Consider the following 16,717-nt stretch of genomic DNA (forward strand, 5'->3'; position numbering starts at 1 on the left):
TATTGTGATCTGTTTACAAATTAGCTAAAAATCGGGTAACATGATCGAACTTCACCATTTCACCTTTAGTCCCTTGCAGGAAAATACCTACCTGCTTATTAACGAAAAAAAGGAATGCATAATTATAGACCCGGGTTGTTATTTTCAGGACGAAAGAAAAGAAATATTACAATATATACAAACGCAAGGGCTAATTGTTACGAGGCTATTGAATACTCACTGTCACCTGGACCACATTTTTGGTAACAAATTGGTATCCGATACTTACAAGGTAAGACCGGAGATTCACCCCAACGAACAAACGATTTTGGACCGTTCCCAGCAGGCCGGCGCCATGTATAATCTGCCTTTTGATCCTTCCCCTATGCCGGGCCGTTACCTGGAAGAGGGCGAAATCATCACTTTTGGCGATAATTCCCTGAAAGTACTGCTGACTCCCGGTCATTCTCCCGGAAGTGTATCATTTTATTGTGAAGCCCAGAAATTTGTAATTGCGGGTGATGTGTTGTTTTACCAGAGTATAGGAAGAACCGATCTTCCTGGAGGAGACCACCAAACCTTGTTGAATAGTATTCATACCCAGTTATTTGTATTGCCGGATGATGTGAAAGTATATAGTGGTCATGGACCGGCTACCTTTATTGGCGCGGAGAAAAAGAATAATCCTTTCTTGCAGTAAGCGATCAGCTATATTATACGGCCATCCCTATACGAAGTACGGGGATGGCTTTTTTATTAGCGAAAATATTTACCAATGAAGGGAAAGCGGGCAAATTCCCGTTTTTCCATACGGATAATGAAAAACAGATATCCCAGGAAGAAAACAGTGGACAGGGCCAGGGAGGAGCCTTTGAGCGCGTAAATATGTCCAGGGCTGATAAAGGTACTGTTGATCCAGGTATAGAGATAGAAGATGCCTATCGCCAGGAGCATGTAGGTAAGGATTTTAGGGAGATGATATGGCACTGGGTAATGCTTTTGTCCCCATACATAACAGATAACCATCTGCACGAGGTAACATACCATAGTGGCCAATGCAGCTCCGAAATAGCCCATTACCGGAATCCACCACCAGTTGAGTAAAAAGGCCAGGCCGGCGGAAATCAGGGTGATAACGGCGCCAGCGCGGGTGTTGTTAGTCAGTTTGAACCAGATGGTCAGGTTGTAGTAGATGCCCAGGAATATATAGCCCATCAACAGTAACGGAACTATTTTCAACCCGTCATAATACTCCGGTTTACGTAGGAAAGCCTTCCAGATATTCAGGTACAGGCTCACAAACAGGAACATGGAACATAATAAGACCACGAAGATTTTCATCACGCGGGCATACACTTTCTGCGGATTTTCCGACTCCGCCTGTTTGAAAAAGAAAGGCTCCGCTCCAAGACGGAAGGCCTGAATGAACATATTTATTAGGATCGCCAGTTTGTAATTGGCACTATAAATACCGATCAGGGCTTTTTTCTTTTCCTCGTCTCCGCCAGGCAGGAATGTAGGAAGGAACCAGGCGCGGTCAAATGTTTCGTTTACCATTCCCGCCATACCCACTATAATCAGGGGCAGGGCATATACAATCATCTCTTTCCACAGGCCTGCGTTGAATTCCCATTTTATCCGGCGTATCTGTGGCAGGAACATGACGAGTGTCAGGCCGCTGGCCAACATGTTGCTGAGGTAGATATATCCCAAAGTTCCGCCGCCGCCCAGTACATCCGGTACCCAGTGGTGACCGGAGCTGTAGAGCAAGGGGCATATTTTCAGGAAGAATATATTGAAAACGACGTTGGTAACGATATTGGCTATACGAATAAATGCATACCGCAGCGGCCGGTTTTCGAGTCGCAATTGTGCATAGGGAATCGCTGTCAGGGCATCAAAAGCCATGATCATCACGATATAGAAGTAGAAAGACGCGTGTCCGCTGAGTCCTGCCATTTCCCCTGAATGGGAATTGGTAATCGGGCTTTGAAGGAGTAAAAGCAAAATAGTGGCGCCAATGGTGGAAAAGATCAAAGAGATCATCGAGGTACTGAGTACCTGTTGCTCTTTGTCTTTCTTCGCAAAACGAAAGAAAGCGGTTTCCATACCATAGGTTAGCACAATATTGGCAAAAGGAACATAGGAATAGGCGGTGGACATCTCTCCAAAAGCGGAGGCGCTGATGATGCCCAGATAAAAGGGGGTCAGTAAATAATTCAGCAGTTTGCTGATAATGTTGCTGAGGCCGTAGTAAATCGTTTGTCCTGCCAGTGTCTTAATGCTCAATGCCTGTAGATTTTATACAAATTTATTCAAAGTTTCCTCCTCTGCGCTGCTGCTTTTTATCGGAAAGCCGCTTTTTGAACTGTATGCGCTTCTCCACCATGGCCTTACTGGGTTTGGTGGCAATACGTTTTTTCCGGGGAATGAGCGCTTTATTTATCAACTCATTCATTTTTCGCAGTACTTCTTGTTTATTCCCCAGCTGGGTGCGGGATGTCTGAGATTTTACCAACAGCATCCCCTCTGCATTAATCCGGTTGGAAAGCTTTTCCTGTAAGATGCCTTTCTGCGCGTCTGTTAACAATCCCGACGCGTTTATATCGAAGTAACCTTCCACCATCGTTTCCACCTTGTTCACATTTTGTCCGCCCTTACCCCCACTGCGGGCCGTGCGGAATGTGATCTCGGGGGTTACATCTATGTTCATAATCTATTAAATATATTTATATATAATGTGAAAGCACATTATCCGGGGGCAAGTTATTAAAACATTTACCAATGATTTCCATTAATTTCCCTCCCGGACAAAATTGAAATGTACATGAGAGCGGTGATACAACGCGTTAGCAGGGCTTCTGTAACGGTAGACGGAACAGTAACAGGAGCAATTGAAATGGGATTACTGGTCCTGTTGGGAATAGAAGATGCAGATACCATGGAGGATATTCAGTGGTTGAGCAGTAAAATTGTGAACTTACGCATATTCAATGATGATGCAGGGGTAATGAATGTATCTGTAAAGGATGCCCATGGAGATATCCTGCTGGTAAGCCAGTTTACCTTGCACGCCTCTACGAAAAAAGGCAATCGTCCTTCCTATCTGAAGGCCAGCAAGCCCGATTTTGCCATCCCTATGTATGAAAAAATGATCCTGCAGCTGGAAAAAGATATGGAAACCTTAATCCAACGAGGCATTTTTGGGGCCGATATGAAAGTGGAACTCCTCAATGATGGCCCGGTTACCATCATTATTGATTCTCAAAACAGGGAGTAAACTTTTCCTGTAACTTTCGCCAGAGGTCTCCGTTTAACAGTGGTATGTAGCAGGCAGACTGTATGCCTGTAAAAAAATCACTGCCAAAATCAACCTCGTTATGTTGAAAAAATTACTCCTTGCCGCTTGTTGCCTGATGGCCCTTTCCTGCAAAAAGAAAGATAAAGAAGATGCTCCAAAAGTAGACTGTAGTGCTGTATTGTGCGTGTCCGGAACACAATCCTTCTCCTTCCGCCTTACAGACGGGTTCAGTGGCAAAGATATCGTGTCTGGCTCTCAGCCAACCATTGCGCTGTCAGATATCAGCCTGAAATTCAGTAATACTACCCTCCCACTAGCGATCAAAGCCGCCACAGCAAACGATAATAATGGGTTTATATATACTAATATTAATCCAGTCGCTCCTTTTACGGATGCTACTGTGCCACTGCTTTTGACGGTAAAGATAAACGGCGAGAATAAAGTGTATAATCTAAGCCTGAAAACAAAATACAGCCCATGCTGCGGACAGTTTGTATTGGGCATGTACGTCAATAGCGGGTCTACATTAATTGAAAAAGTAGATGGTGTGATGAGTTTCAACATTCTGAACTAATATTCGTTTCATGCCCAATAACCCATCGTAGTTCTTCCGTGTATTGTATAACGGTATGGGATATACGATTTTAAATGTTCAGGTCGGAAATCTTTTCCTGCCTGAACATTTTTTTATTGCTTTCCTTATCTTTAGGAGAATTAACAATTTATCCAACATGACGATTAAGGAAGCGCAGGAAAGAATAGACAACTGGATCAACACCACTGGTGTACGCTACTTCAGCGAACTCACCAATATGGCTATTCTCACTGAGGAAGTGGGGGAAGTGGCCAGAGTGATGGCCAGAAAATATGGGGATCAGTCGTCTAAAGAAAGCGATCATAAAAAAGAACTGGCCGATGAGCTGGCCGATGTAATGTGGGTGCTGTTATGTATCGCCAATCAAACCGGGGTAGACATGACGGTAGCCCTGGAAAAGAACTTTGATAAAAAAAATATCCGGGATGCTCACCGACATGTGAATAATCCCAAGTTAAAATAAATGAAAAAAGAGAGTAAAATAAAGATAGTCTGGCAGGTGCTAAAGCAGTCTGGTAGCGAATTTATGAATGATAAGGTACTGAAGCTGAGTGCGGCTTTATCTTATTATACCATATTTTCCATCGCGCCTATGCTCATTATCATTATTTTCCTCTGCGACCTCTTTCTCAGTAAGGAATCCATAGAAGGTAGCGTATATAGTCAGATACGTGCATTGGTAGGTAACGACGCTACTATTCAGATTCAATCCATGATCAAGAACGCTACTCTCTCCAATGATGTCAGTTGGGCGACTGTAGTCGGCGGCGTGACGTTGGTCATTGGCGCTACGGGCGTATTCGCAGAAATCCAGGATTCCATCAACTTCATCTGGAAACTGAAAGCCAAACCCAAGAAAAGCGGTATCGTCAAATTGTTACTGAACCGACTCCTGTCTTTCTCCCTGGTTATAAGTATGGGCTTTATCCTGCTGGTATCCCTGGCGCTGAATGGCTTGATGGAGGTGCTCAATCATCGACTGCTGGCCCTTTTCCCGCAAGTAGAATACCTGGCTGTATACGTAGCTAACCTGGTCATCACTTTCCTGGTGATCACGTGTCTCTTTGCTATTATCTTCAAAGTCCTCCCGGATGCCCGCATCCGCTGGAAAGATATACTGGTAGGGGCAATCGCCACTGCCATCCTGTTTATGCTGGGCAAATTTGCTATCGGCTACTACCTGGGCGCAAGCAGAATTTCTTCCGCCTATGGGGCCGCCGGCTCCATCGTTATTATTCTCCTTTGGGTATATTACTCTGCCGCCATCCTTTATTTTGGCGCTGTCTTTACCCGGGTCTGGGTACAATACTTTGGCTCCCGTATATACCCCAATGATTACGCCATCTGGATGCGGGAAGTGGAAGACGATACAACTAATAAGTAGCAATAATATGATTGATATTTATTGGTAATTAATTATATATAGATGTAATAATAATTACATCCATATTTTCAATTTTGGCATTTATCTTTGCGCAACTATGTCTACAGATCAGAATATATTCCAGGCGATTATATCGCATTGTAAAGAATACGGTTTTATTTTCCAGTCCAGCGAAATATACGATGGACTCAGCGCGGTATATGACTATGGTCAGAACGGTGCTCAGTTAAAGAAAAACATCAGGGATTACTGGTGGAAAAGTATGACGCAGCTCCATGAGAATATCGTGGGTATTGATGCGGCTATCTTTATGCACCCTACTACCTGGAAAGCCTCCGGTCACGTGGATAACTTCAGTGATCCAATGATCGACAATAAAGACAGTAATAAGCGTTACCGTGTAGATCACCTGATTGAAGGTCATGCCGAGAAATTGTCTGAGGCAGATGCCGCAGCACTCCTGGCTACCATGGATAAACTGCTGGCAGATAACGACTTCGCCGGTCTGAAACAACTCATTGAAGACAATAAAATTGCCTGCTCCGTGAGCGGTACCGTTAACTGGACAGATGTTCGTCAGTTTAACCTGATGTTCTCCACCCAGCTGGGTAGCGTTACTGACGAGGCAAGTGAAATATATCTCCGTCCGGAAACCGCTCAGGGTATCTTCGTGAACTTCCTGAACGTACAGAAAACCGGCAGGATGAAAGTACCTTTTGGTATCGCACAGGTGGGTAAAGCCTTCCGTAACGAAATCGTTGCCCGTCAGTTCATTTTCCGTATGCGTGAATTTGAACAAATGGAAATGCAGTTCTTCGTGCGCCCTGGCACCCAGAAAGAATGGTACGAGAAATGGAAAGAAGAGCGTATGCAGTGGCACCTGAGCCTCGGTATCGATCCTTCTAAATACCGTTTCAAAGATCACGTGAAACTGGCGCACTATGCAGATGCCGCAGTGGATATCGAATTCGATTTCCCAATTGGTTTCAAAGAAGTGGAAGGTATTCACTCCCGTACCGACTTCGATCTGACCCAGCATCAGCAATTCAGCAGAAAGAAAATCCAGTACTTCGATACAGAAATCAATCAGAACTATGTTCCTTATGTAATCGAAACGTCTATCGGTCTGGATCGTATGTTCTTGCTGGTGATCTGTTCCGCTTATGCAGAAGAAGACCTGAGCACGCCAGAAAAACAAGACAGTCGCGTAGTACTGCGTCTGCCTGCGAAACTGGCTCCTACCAAACTGGCTATCTTCCCGCTGACCAAAAAAGATGGTCTGCCTGAACTGGCACAGCAGCTGATGACAGAGTGTAAACCGCATTTCTACTGCTTCTACGAAGAGAAAGATGCCATCGGTAAGCGTTACCGCCGTCAGGATGCCGTAGGTACTCCTTTCTGCGTAACCATCGATCACCAAACTAAAGAAGACGGTACTGTTACTATTCGCTACCGCGATACCATGGAACAGGAGCGTATTCCAATGTCAGAAGTGAAAAATCTGGTACTGAATAAAATCGCATAGTAGCTGATACGCTATATAGTAAAAGGTCCGTCTCTACGTAGTAAAGACGGACCTTTTTTTATTTATGCGACTAACCATATAATTCCTGGTGTATGCTTTTTCGGTCATATCCGAGGGCTTGTATGCGTTGCTTTGCCTCGTCTATCATGGCTTTCCAGCCACAGAGATAAAAGTTCGCCGGGCGTTTGTCCTGTAGCATTTCTTCATAAACCTGGTGTACATACCCTTTACGGCCGGTCCACGCTTCTTGCCGGGATAAAGTAGGAATGTAATGAAAGCCGGGAAAATCTGCTTCCAGCTGGCGCATCTCTGCAGCATATAACAGATCCGATTCATACCTGGTGCCGAAAATGAGATGGATATCTTTATGAGGAATGTTATGCTGCATCAGGTACTTGGTCATGGCGCGGAAAGGGGCAATGCCGGTACCGGTGCAAATAAAGAAAAGATCAGTGTCTAACGTTGGCGGTAGTACGAAAACTCCTAAAGGCCCTTTTAAAACTAACTCGCTTCCCTCCTTCACTTCGTTGAAAAGATAGTTAGTGCCGGCTCCGCCTTCCAGCAATACGATAACGAGTTCTATTTCATTAGTACCATCCGGATGAGAAGCAATAGAATAGCTGCGCCACCTTTTATTCTTTTTTTCGTGGATGGGAAGGTCGAGTGTTACAAACTGTCCTGGCTTGAAATCGAAGATTTCCATGTCAGGAATTTTGATCCAGAACCTGCGCGTATTGTGGGTTTCATCCACAATCTTAGTAACAATGCCGGTATGCCAGTTTTCAGTCATGTGGAATGGGGATTTTCTGTTATTGAATATAAGGCAAATTGTTGAAGAATAAAGGCTATTTGTGATAACGCCTAACTGGATCGTACCTACGGGAAACTTTTCAAGAGGAGCGCTTTTCATCGCTCTATAATTATCTTGTTTATTGTAAATTAAGTATATAGATATTTATAATTAATTTTATACCAAATCTAATTTATCCTTATCCAATGAAAAATATGTACTGGCAGTGCGCTACTGCTCTACTATTTAGCGTTTGCGTTATTTCCTGTTCGAAAGGAAAAGATCCTGTGCCTGATGTTCCTGTAAGACCTGAAGCATTGCTGGACTCCGTTGTTGAAAAAAATACTTTCTATAATTCTATTTATCACTTTGAATATAATCCACAGGGCGCCTTAGCTGCGTTACACTATGTAGATCTGGACCCTGTGAGGGGATATGATTATGACGAATATTATGCCTATAACAGCAAGCATCAACTAGCCTATGTGTCTGGCGATGCGAGTGAACCGCCAAGTGAGAACTCCTTTATATGGCGTTTCCGTTACAATGCATCTGGCCAGCAGTTAATGATTGACCCAGGAGATAATGAGTATAGAGATTCGGTCATCTTAAACAGCAATAAGCAATTAATCAGAAGATATAAATACCGTCAGAACGAGCTGCAATTCGCAGATACGCTCACCTGGTCAGGCAACAATGTGGTGAAAATAAATACAGGCGTTTTTTCTCCTGGTAGCCTGCCGGCGCGTACCCTGAAAGTCTTTAAGTATGACGATAAGAAGAATCCATATGCATCTGCTGCTGTAATTGCTATGTATCAGGGAATGGGCGAACATATATGGATGAGCGCCAATAACGTGACAGAAATCGCTGAAACCTATATCAATTCTTATGATAATCAAGTCGGCGGCGTAAATGCGACTACCATCACTTATAAGTATAACGATAACGGCTATCCGATAAGTAGTGTTGCGAATATAATTACCAATGATTATCCAACTACTACCACAAAACAGTATACCTACAAGAAGTAATTATCAGTAGTGTAGGTTAAATGATTACAGAGAAGGGACGCCATTCGCGTCCCTTCTCTTATTTTTTATGGGGATGAATCAATTATTTGAATACTTGTAGTTGTATAGTGTATTGATAATTAGATAGATAGGTATGTAGATAGGAAGAGGTTCCCAGAAATTTTATTACAGGAAATAATACATTCGTTTAATATATTATTCGAAAGGGACGCCAGCGCGTCCCTTTTTCTTTTTAACGTTCTTCTTACAAGAGAAATTTAATTTCTTCGTATCTTTGCAGCCTTCATGAATTTACAGGCCGTATTACAACTTTTTCAGCGTGATAGTCGCCTGCAAACCCTGGTGAAAGGGATCAACTCCCCCGCCCCGCAATATTTTCAGCTATCTTCCCTTAGCGGAAGTGCGATCAATTTTGTAGCGGTAGGCGCCTGGGCTCAAGCAGATGCGAACCATCTCTTTATCCTCAACGATAAAGAGGAGGCGGCGTATTTTCAAAACGACCTGGAGCAACTCTCCCAGGCCCTCGATATCTTCTATTTCCCCGATTCTTTCAAGAAAACAGGCCAGTTCAACGACATCAACGGTAGCCACAGCATGCTGCGAACCGAAGCATTGATGAAATTCTCCGGCCCAAGTCCACATAAAAAAATACTCGTTACCTACCCGGAAGCCCTCTGGGAAAAGGTTGCCGCCAGCAATGCATTTAGTAGCAACATGGTGCAACTGAAAGTAGGCGACGTGTTGAAAGTGGATGATCTCCTGGAAAAACTTGTGGAATGGGGATTCCATTTTACCGATTTCGTCTATGAACCCGGCCAATATGCTGTGCGTGGCGGTATCGTCGATATCTACTCCTTTGGTAACGACAAACCGTATCGTATAGAATTGTTTGGGGAAGACATTGATTCTATCCGCCTCTTTGATCCCGAATCCCAGCTGAGTGAGCGTAAACTAAACCAGGTGACCCTCATCGCTAATATGGATACAAGAGCGGCGGAACGCGATAAAACCTCTCTGCTCGAATTCCTCCCGGATAATACCATCGTTTGGATGAAAGATCCATCCTATATCCAGGGCGTTATCGAACAAATGGAACAACGCCTGGATGATTTCCTCCAAACCGGCCAGAAAGTAAGAGTAGACGATGATGAAGAGATGATCCTCAAAGAGGAAGACTTCGTAAAAGCAGCCGTTCTCATAGAACAACTGAAAAAACGGACCAATATCATCTTCGGAAGTAAAGACTGGCTGCAAACAGAAGGCTTAAAGGCAGAAACCATCGCATTTGATACCCAGGAACAACCTGTCTTTAACAGACAGTTTGATATGCTCCTGAAGGATCTCGGCACACATAACACCAATAAATATTCTCTTTTCATATTCGCAGACAATCCGCGTCAGCTGGAACGTCTGCGCAGTATTTTCGAAGATCTTAAAGCACAGTTTGTATTCTATCCGATTCCAGTGCCCGTCAGCAGAGGATTCATAGATCACTCCCTCAAACTGGTTTGCTATACAGATCACCAAATCTTCCAGCGTTTCCATAAATCCAAGGTAAAACAAGCCTACAACAAGAATAAGGCAATTACCATGAAAACGTTAAGGGAGCTGCAACCCGGCGACTATGTAACCCATATCGATCATGGTGTGGGCGTATACAGCGGATTGCAGAAAATTGAAGTAGGCGGGAAAATGCAGGAGGCCATCCGCATTATTTACAAAAACAACGACCTGTTGTATGTGAATATCAACTCCCTCCATAAAATCAGCAAATACACCGGTAAAGAAGGCGTAGAACCTCGCGTGAATAAACTGGGTAGCGATGCCTGGGATAAGCTGAAAGAAAAAGCTAAAACCCAGGTAAAAGATATCGCAAAGGATCTGATCCAATTATATGCGGTACGCAAAGCCCAGCAAGGTTTCTCACACACGCCTGATACCTACCTGCAAACTGAACTGGAAGCATCCTTCATTTATGAGGATACCCCGGATCAGAGCAAAGCAACTGCAGATGTAAAGAGAGACATGGAAGCCCCTTCTCCTATGGACCGCCTCGTATGCGGCGACGTAGGCTTTGGTAAAACAGAAGTGGCCGTACGTGCAGCTTTTAAATCTGTAGTGGATGGGAAACAGGCCGCAATCCTGGTACCTACTACCATCCTGGCTTTCCAGCACTATAAAACTTTCGCCGATCGCCTGAAAGACTTCCCTTGCACCGTCGATTATCTCAACCGATTCAAATCTTCCAAGGAAAAGAAAGAAACGCTTAAGAAACTGGAAGAAGGTAAAATCGACATCATCGTTGGTACGCATGCGTTGTTAAGTAAAGACGTGAAGTTCAAAGACCTCGGCGTACTCATCGTCGATGAAGAACAGAAATTCGGCGTAAGCGCTAAAGAAAAACTCAAGCAGATAAAACATAATGTGGATACGCTGACCCTAACGGCAACGCCTATCCCAAGAACCCTGCAGTTCTCCCTCATGGGAGCAAGGGATCTCTCCATTATCAATACGCCTCCTCCCAATCGCCAGGCAATTGAAACCGAAGTGCATGTATTCGATCATGACCTCATCCGCGATGCCATCTATTATGAAGCAGAACGCGGCGGACAGGTATACTTCGTGCATAACCGCGTGAAAGGGCTGGGCGAAATGGCCGGACTGATACAGGGTCTGTGCCCCGATCTGTCTATCGCTACCGCCCATGGCCAATTAGAAGGCCATCAGTTGGAAGAAGTTATCCTCGATTTCATCGATAGAAAATACGACGTATTAGTTTGTACCAATATCGTGGAAAGTGGAGTGGATATTCCTAACGCGAATACCATCATCATTAATAATGCGCATCACTTTGGATTAAGCGACCTCCATCAGCTGCGTGGTCGCGTAGGCCGCAGTAACAAGAAAGCATTCTGTTATCTGCTGGCGCCTCCAATGAGTACGCTGCCTGCCGATAGCCGTAAACGCCTCCAAACACTGGAACAACACAGTGAATTGGGTAGCGGCTTCCAAATCGCTATGCGCGACCTGGATATCCGCGGAGCCGGAAACCTGCTTGGAGGAGAACAAAGTGGATTCATGGCGGAAATAGGCTTCGATATGTACCAGAAAATCCTGGACGAAGCTATCCGCGAACTAAAACAAAACGAATTCCGCGAACTCTTTAAAGAACAACTGGAAGAGAAAAAGGACTTCGTGTCTGACTGTACAATCGATACCGATCTCGAAATCCTCATCCCTGATACCTATATTGAAAGTATACAGGAACGTCTGAACCTCTATCAGGAACTGGATAATACCACCGAAGAAGGTAAACTCCAGGCATTTGAAGCGGAACTCATAGACCGCTTCGGCCCCATGCCAGAACCAGTGAAAGACCTCCTGACAATGATCCGCTGCCGCTGGATGGCTATACAGCTGGGCTTTGAGAAAATGATGCTCAAAGAAGAAAACCTGCGCTGCTACTTTATTAACAACCCGGATTCCCCTTATTTCGAATCCCCTACTTTCAATCATATCCTGACCTATATTCAAACCCGCACCAACAACGCGAAACTGAAACAAGTAGGTAAAAACTTCATGCTCGTCGTAAACCGTATCCGGAATATGAACGACCTCTTCGACTTCCTCAAAGGCATGACCGATAGCCGTCACTAAAATTTTTTTGTAACATTTTTTGGGTGTAACCGTTTCATTATTAACTCGAAACGCATAATTTTTATTTATTAACTAAAAATTTTCACCCTCCTTTATGGAAACGCATCATGATACCGCATCATGTTGTCGTAATTCACAAAGAACATTTTTTACAAAGAAAAACACAGACACATGAAAAAGGTAATGTTATTAGCCGCAGGATTATTTTTAGCGATGACTTCATTTGCACAGGCAGCAGACAATAAAACAACTGAAAAGAAAATCGAAGTAACCGGTTCTTCCGAAATAGAAATAACTCCTGACGAAATCTATTTCCAGATCTCCCTGAAGGAATATATGAAAGGTAAAACCAAAGTGGAAATCACCGCACTGGAAAAACAATTACAGAAAGCTGTGATAGACGCAGGTATTCCTAAAGAAAATCTCACTGTGGAAAATGTTTCCGGATATAACTACGACTGGATGAACAAGAAGAAAAACCCACAAGAGTTTATGGCCAGCAAACAATTCCGCCTGAAACTGAGCAAGCTGGATAAAATCAACATCATCCTCGGCGCCGTAGATGCAGAGGGCATTGAAAGCACCAGAATCACTTCTTATTCTTCCAGCAAAATGGATGAATACCGCAAAGAAGCTAAAATTAAAGCGCTGCAGGCAGCTAAAACAAAAGCGGATTATATGGTGAACGCTATCGGCGAGAAACTGGGCGGTATCCTGGAAATTCAGGAAATCAATACAGACAACTATGTAGATGTTCGTCCAATGGCAGTAAACTATATGGCTAAATCTGCTGATGGAATGGGTGGTGGAATCTCCGATGTGGATTTCAAAACCATTAAAGTACGCGCTGAAGTAAGAACTGTTTTCAGCATCAAATAAATACAACAGCTATACGGATGAATAAAGAAGGGCTGACCATTTGGTCAGCCCTTCTTTCATATTGTTCTTACTAACTCAATATTAGAAGCTATATCTCAGACCCAGCTGCATCTGGTATCTTGATGCAAAGAAATCTGTTGCATAAGGTACGCCAGGGTTAGACCAGGTGTAGATTGGATAACCGTTAACAGGAGCATTTTTGGTTGCTTTCAGACCAACACTGGAAGTAGAGTTGAATGTGTTTGGAGAGAAAGTTTGGATACCCCAGTTTTTGTCCAGCAGGTTAGTCAGGTTCACGATATCATAAGTCAGGGTAATAGTGTGAGTACGTTTACCAGTTTTGATATTCAGATCCTGAGACAGACGGAAGTCAGCCTGATAGTTCCATGGAGTACGGCCACCGTTACGCTCTGTGAAGTTACCTTTACGAGTGCTCAGGTATTTGTTGCCATCTACATAAGACATGAACTCAGCAGCTTGTTGTGCAGCGGTTTTACCACCAGCGATGTCTACGAAGAATTTCTGTGCTTCGGTTACATCAGCAGGGATATAAGCCAGGCTCACTTGCTGTGGAGTACCCTGGATGGTAGCGTTTACGAAACCATAGGTATAAGGAGTACCAGATTGAGCGCTGAAGAACAGGCTGAAGTTAGTTACCCATTTACCTTTAGAACCCCAGTCTTGTTTGTAGTTAGCAGTTGCTACGATACGGTGACGGATGTCGAAGTTAGAGTAAGCCAGTCCTGGATTGTTTGGATTCAGTGCCTGGTTCAGCTGCCAGTTAGACTCCATAGAGTTACGGATACCGTTGGTGATATCTTTCGCCTGACCGTAAGTGTAAGCAGTCATGAAGTTCAGACCCCAAGGGAATGTTTTGGTAATCTGACCAGTGATGCTGTAACGGTAACCTTTGTCGGTGTTAGACAGCAGGTAAGCGTTGGTGTACAGCGGATTGATTTTCTTACCAGAGAAGATCGGCTGTTGTTTATTTACGTCGTAAGCGTAGTAAGTAGGATTGTCTACCAGGTTAACCTGTTGGAACATCAGATCCTTGATTACTTTGGTATAGATACCCTCTACAGTGAATTTCCACTGGTCCTGAGTAGTGTAATCAAATGCCAGACTGCTTCTCCATACCTGAGGCATTTTGAAGTTATTGTCGATCAGATCCACCTGAGTAGCGCCAGCTGCGTTGTTAACATCAACACCGTTCTGTTTTGCGAAATCGGCGATACCGTTTGCAGAAGGTTTAGCAGCAGGCAGCGGAGTGTTTACAAATGCTTTGTCGGAAGATTTCTGATCGTAAGCACCGTAAGTTACACCGTTGTTGTAGAATGCATAACCCAACCATGCGAAAGGAATACGACCAGTGAATAAACCAGTACCACCGCGCAGTACCATAGTGTTGTCACCTTTAATGTCGAAGTTAAAACCTAAGCGTGGAGAGATCTGTACATTATTCAGGAAATCATTTTTGATATCCGCTGGTTTAGTGTAGGTATAGGTAGTGCCGTAGTTAGCATCAACAGGCGCTTTGGTAGTTTTGTCGCTCAAAGGCTGTTTGTTAGGAATACCGGCGTAGTCCAGACGGATACCTGGAGTGATTTTGAAACGGTCAGTCAACTGAATTTCATCCTGTCCATACAGACTCAGCAAGTTCACTTTAAATTGAGCAGGAGGATTGTTCCAGATATAATCGCGGGAGTTGTTAGCGTAGTTGTAGTTACCACGTACACGAGCCGGATTGTTATTCAGGAAGTCAGCTACAGAGTTGTAGTCCAGACGACCGTTCCAGGAGTTAACAAAACCATAGGTGATGTTATAGAACTCATTGTGAGTACCTATGGTGAATGTATTTTTACCTTTGAAGATGGTAACGTTATCAGTTACTTCAAAAGTTTTCTGTTTCATGTTGAAGATACTAGCTTCACGGTCAGTACCCAGGAAGATAGTAGTACCAGGCGTTTTACCAGCAATCTGGATCTGCGGAGTAGCAGGATCAGACAGTGGATCACGGTAGTCATGTACAGAAGAGTAACCCAGAATGAAACTGTTGGAAACAGTTGGGTTGAAGTTACTTTTCAGTTCTGCTACTGTAGAAGACTGGTTATTGGTTTGTTTGAAGTCAATTCCTTTGAAACGGAAGTTCTGTTGATCGCGCTCCAGGTTGGTTGCTTCAGAAGTAATCGTGTTGTTACGCAGTGTCAGCGTGTGTTTGGAGTTGATATGCCAGTCCAGACGATTGAAGAATTTGTTGGAGTTGGAATAGATGGAAGTGTTACCATAAGTTCCTGGATCCACACCGTATTCTTTCATTTTAGCGGTGATATCCTGTGCATCTTTTTCGCTGAGGATATTTGCTACGTCAGGAGTACCTGCTGCAAGGATAACTGGATCTACACGACGAGTGATTTCCGCATTCGTGAAGAAGAACAGTTTATTCTTAATGATAGGGAAACCTAAACGAACACCTGCCTGATAATCATGGAAATCAGAAGGCAGTTTGGAACCGTCGCCTGCATTGTTTTTACCAACCATGAAAGCGCCACGACCATAACCATAAACAGAACCATGGAATTCATTGGTACCGCTACGAGTTACAGCGTTGATAGAACCTCCAAGAAAGTTACCCACTTTTACGTCAAATGGAGCCAGTAATACCTGTACATCCTGGATCGCATCGAGAGAAACAGGGTTAGTACGAGTAGAACTACCTGGCTGACCGCTGGTGTTAGACTGACCACCCAAAGAAGGACTGAAACCAATCGCATCGTTGTTGATGGCGCCATCCAGGGTTACGTTATTGTAACGGTAGTTAGTACCCAGGAAAGAGTTGTTGCTGCTCTGAGGAGTGATCTTAGTCATATCCTGCAGGCTGCGGTTCAGGGAAGGAATACGCTTAATCTGCTCCTGCCCTACTCTTACGCCGTCTTTTTTACCACCATTACCAGTGATAACGACTTCGCTCAATGATTTCGATTCTTCTGATAATTTAAAAGAAAACTGTGTGGAGCCCAACGCGAGGTTAATTTCTTTAGCCTCTTCTGCCTTATACCCGATAAAGGAAACGGTGATAGTGTAAGGACCACCTGGGTTAAGGTTGTTGATAATGTAACGTCCGTCAGTGTTGGTCTGTGTACCAGCCTTAATACCGGTGGAGACGTTCAGAATTACTACCGTTGCTCCGGGAATAGCTTGTCCTTTTGGATCTGCTACCTTCCCTGTGATGGAGGAAGTTGTTACCTGAGCTTGCGCACTGTACAAGAACAATACTATAAAGCTAGCTAATAACGTAATAAATGATTTCATAAAAGTTGCTGTCTGTATTTACTCCGCAAAGGAATAAACCCAAAGCAACCTGAATGTTAACAGAAGATTACGGAATTGTTAAGAGCTCGGTATGGTTACCCCATTTTGATCGTAATTTTCATAAAATTGGTTTAAAAAGTATCATTTTCATGAACTTAATGTTAACAGATTACTTAGAATATGTTAAATTTTTAAACCTATACAACCAATTGAAAACGATAAAGTTCTGTTAAGAAAAAGCCCCGCTTTTAAAAGCAGGGCCGG

At 43.8% G+C, this 16,717-nt stretch carries 13 protein-coding genes; 9 read left to right on the plus strand and 4 right to left on the minus strand.

Going from position 1 to position 16,717, the window contains the following annotated elements; all coding sequences use genetic code 11:
• Positions 1–40: 40 nt before the first annotated feature.
• Positions 41–679 carry an MBL fold metallo-hydrolase gene (locus tag CLV59_RS24365; RefSeq protein ID WP_111594710.1) on the plus strand — a complete coding sequence of 213 codons (639 nt, stop codon included), beginning with the start codon at positions 41–43 and terminating at the stop codon, positions 677–679.
• A 56-nt stretch (positions 680–735) separates the two neighbouring features.
• On the opposite strand, the gene CLV59_RS24370 is transcribed toward CLV59_RS24365, so the two are convergent.
• On the minus strand, positions 736–2,268 hold the full coding sequence (locus tag CLV59_RS24370) for a lipopolysaccharide biosynthesis protein (RefSeq protein ID WP_111594711.1): 1,533 nt from the start codon (positions 2,266–2,268) through the stop codon (positions 736–738).
• A gap of 22 nt (positions 2,269–2,290) precedes the next feature.
• Positions 2,291–2,692 carry an alternative ribosome rescue aminoacyl-tRNA hydrolase ArfB gene (gene arfB / locus CLV59_RS24375; protein WP_111594712.1) on the minus strand — a complete coding sequence of 134 codons (402 nt, stop codon included), beginning with the start codon at positions 2,690–2,692 and terminating at the stop codon, positions 2,291–2,293.
• Between the two features lie 114 nt (positions 2,693–2,806).
• On the opposite strand from arfB, the gene dtd reads away from it, so the two are divergent.
• From dtd to CLV59_RS24400, 5 genes are all read left to right on the plus strand, one after another.
• Positions 2,807–3,259 (plus strand): D-aminoacyl-tRNA deacylase, encoded by a 453-nt coding sequence (dtd, locus tag CLV59_RS24380; protein ID WP_111594713.1) that lies wholly within the window; start codon positions 2,807–2,809, stop codon positions 3,257–3,259.
• 100 nt (positions 3,260–3,359) lie between these two features.
• Positions 3,360–3,854: a hypothetical protein gene (locus tag CLV59_RS24385; RefSeq protein WP_111594714.1), complete on the plus strand. Its 495-nt coding sequence runs from the start codon at positions 3,360–3,362 to the stop codon at positions 3,852–3,854.
• Between the two features lie 157 nt (positions 3,855–4,011).
• Positions 4,012–4,338: a nucleotide pyrophosphohydrolase gene (locus CLV59_RS24390; protein ID WP_111594868.1), complete on the plus strand. Its 327-nt coding sequence runs from the start codon at positions 4,012–4,014 to the stop codon at positions 4,336–4,338.
• The gene (locus tag CLV59_RS24395) at positions 4,339–5,259 is read left to right on the plus strand and encodes a YihY/virulence factor BrkB family protein (RefSeq protein WP_111594715.1); all 921 of its coding nucleotides are present in this window, start codon (positions 4,339–4,341) and stop codon (positions 5,257–5,259) included. It begins immediately after the preceding gene.
• A gap of 97 nt (positions 5,260–5,356) precedes the next feature.
• The gene (locus tag CLV59_RS24400) at positions 5,357–6,784 is read left to right on the plus strand and encodes a glycine--tRNA ligase (protein WP_111594716.1); all 1,428 of its coding nucleotides are present in this window, start codon (positions 5,357–5,359) and stop codon (positions 6,782–6,784) included.
• A 70-nt stretch (positions 6,785–6,854) separates the two neighbouring features.
• Here the strand turns inward: CLV59_RS24400 and CLV59_RS24405 are convergent, their stop codons facing one another.
• Positions 6,855–7,574 carry a ferredoxin--NADP reductase gene (locus CLV59_RS24405; RefSeq protein WP_111594717.1) on the minus strand — a complete coding sequence of 240 codons (720 nt, stop codon included), beginning with the start codon at positions 7,572–7,574 and terminating at the stop codon, positions 6,855–6,857.
• A gap of 206 nt (positions 7,575–7,780) precedes the next feature.
• Between CLV59_RS24405 and CLV59_RS24410 the strand changes: the two genes are divergently transcribed.
• The 3 genes from CLV59_RS24410 (at position 7,781) to CLV59_RS24420 (ending at position 13,144) form a co-directional block, all read left to right on the plus strand.
• Positions 7,781–8,608 (plus strand): hypothetical protein, encoded by an 828-nt coding sequence (locus CLV59_RS24410; RefSeq protein WP_111594718.1) that lies wholly within the window; start codon positions 7,781–7,783, stop codon positions 8,606–8,608.
• Positions 8,609–8,893: 285 nt separating this feature from the next.
• Entirely contained in the window at positions 8,894–12,265 is a 3,372-nt protein-coding gene (gene mfd, locus CLV59_RS24415; RefSeq protein WP_111594719.1) for a transcription-repair coupling factor, read from the plus strand.
• 171 nt (positions 12,266–12,436) lie between these two features.
• Positions 12,437–13,144, plus strand: a complete 708-nt coding sequence (locus tag CLV59_RS24420; RefSeq protein ID WP_111594720.1) for an SIMPL domain-containing protein — start codon at positions 12,437–12,439, stop codon at positions 13,142–13,144.
• An 81-nt stretch (positions 13,145–13,225) separates the two neighbouring features.
• Here CLV59_RS24420 and CLV59_RS24425 read toward each other — a convergent pair whose 3' ends face one another.
• Complete coding sequence (locus CLV59_RS24425; RefSeq protein ID WP_111594721.1) at positions 13,226–16,453, minus strand: TonB-dependent receptor; 3,228 nt, start codon at positions 16,451–16,453, stop codon at positions 13,226–13,228.
• Positions 16,454–16,717 lie beyond the last annotated feature (264 nt).

The sequence above is a fragment of the Chitinophaga dinghuensis genome (genome assembly GCF_003259435.1).
Taxonomy (GTDB): domain Bacteria; phylum Bacteroidota; class Bacteroidia; order Chitinophagales; family Chitinophagaceae; genus Chitinophaga; species Chitinophaga dinghuensis.

Excerpts from the sequence above, each read along its gene's own strand:
- CLV59_RS24390 (WP_111594868.1), top strand. The coding sequence starts at position 4,012 with ATGACGATTAAGGAAGCGCAGGAAAGAATAGACAACTGGATCAACACC.
- CLV59_RS24400 (WP_111594716.1), top strand. The coding sequence starts at position 5,357 with ATGTCTACAGATCAGAATATATTCCAGGCGATTATATCGCATTGTAAA.
- CLV59_RS24365 (WP_111594710.1), top strand. The coding sequence starts at position 41 with ATGATCGAACTTCACCATTTCACCTTTAGTCCCTTGCAGGAAAATACC.
- dtd (WP_111594713.1), top strand. The coding sequence starts at position 2,807 with ATGAGAGCGGTGATACAACGCGTTAGCAGGGCTTCTGTAACGGTAGAC.
- arfB (WP_111594712.1), bottom strand. The coding sequence starts at position 2,692 with ATGAACATAGATGTAACCCCCGAGATCACATTCCGCACGGCCCGCAGT.
- CLV59_RS24410 (WP_111594718.1), top strand. The coding sequence starts at position 7,781 with ATGAAAAATATGTACTGGCAGTGCGCTACTGCTCTACTATTTAGCGTT.
- mfd (WP_111594719.1), top strand. The coding sequence starts at position 8,894 with ATGAATTTACAGGCCGTATTACAACTTTTTCAGCGTGATAGTCGCCTG.
- CLV59_RS24385 (WP_111594714.1), top strand. The coding sequence starts at position 3,360 with ATGTTGAAAAAATTACTCCTTGCCGCTTGTTGCCTGATGGCCCTTTCC.
- CLV59_RS24405 (WP_111594717.1), bottom strand. The coding sequence starts at position 7,574 with ATGACTGAAAACTGGCATACCGGCATTGTTACTAAGATTGTGGATGAA.
- CLV59_RS24425 (WP_111594721.1), bottom strand. The coding sequence starts at position 16,453 with ATGAAATCATTTATTACGTTATTAGCTAGCTTTATAGTATTGTTCTTG.
- CLV59_RS24420 (WP_111594720.1), top strand. The coding sequence starts at position 12,437 with ATGAAAAAGGTAATGTTATTAGCCGCAGGATTATTTTTAGCGATGACT.
- CLV59_RS24395 (WP_111594715.1), top strand. The coding sequence starts at position 4,339 with ATGAAAAAAGAGAGTAAAATAAAGATAGTCTGGCAGGTGCTAAAGCAG.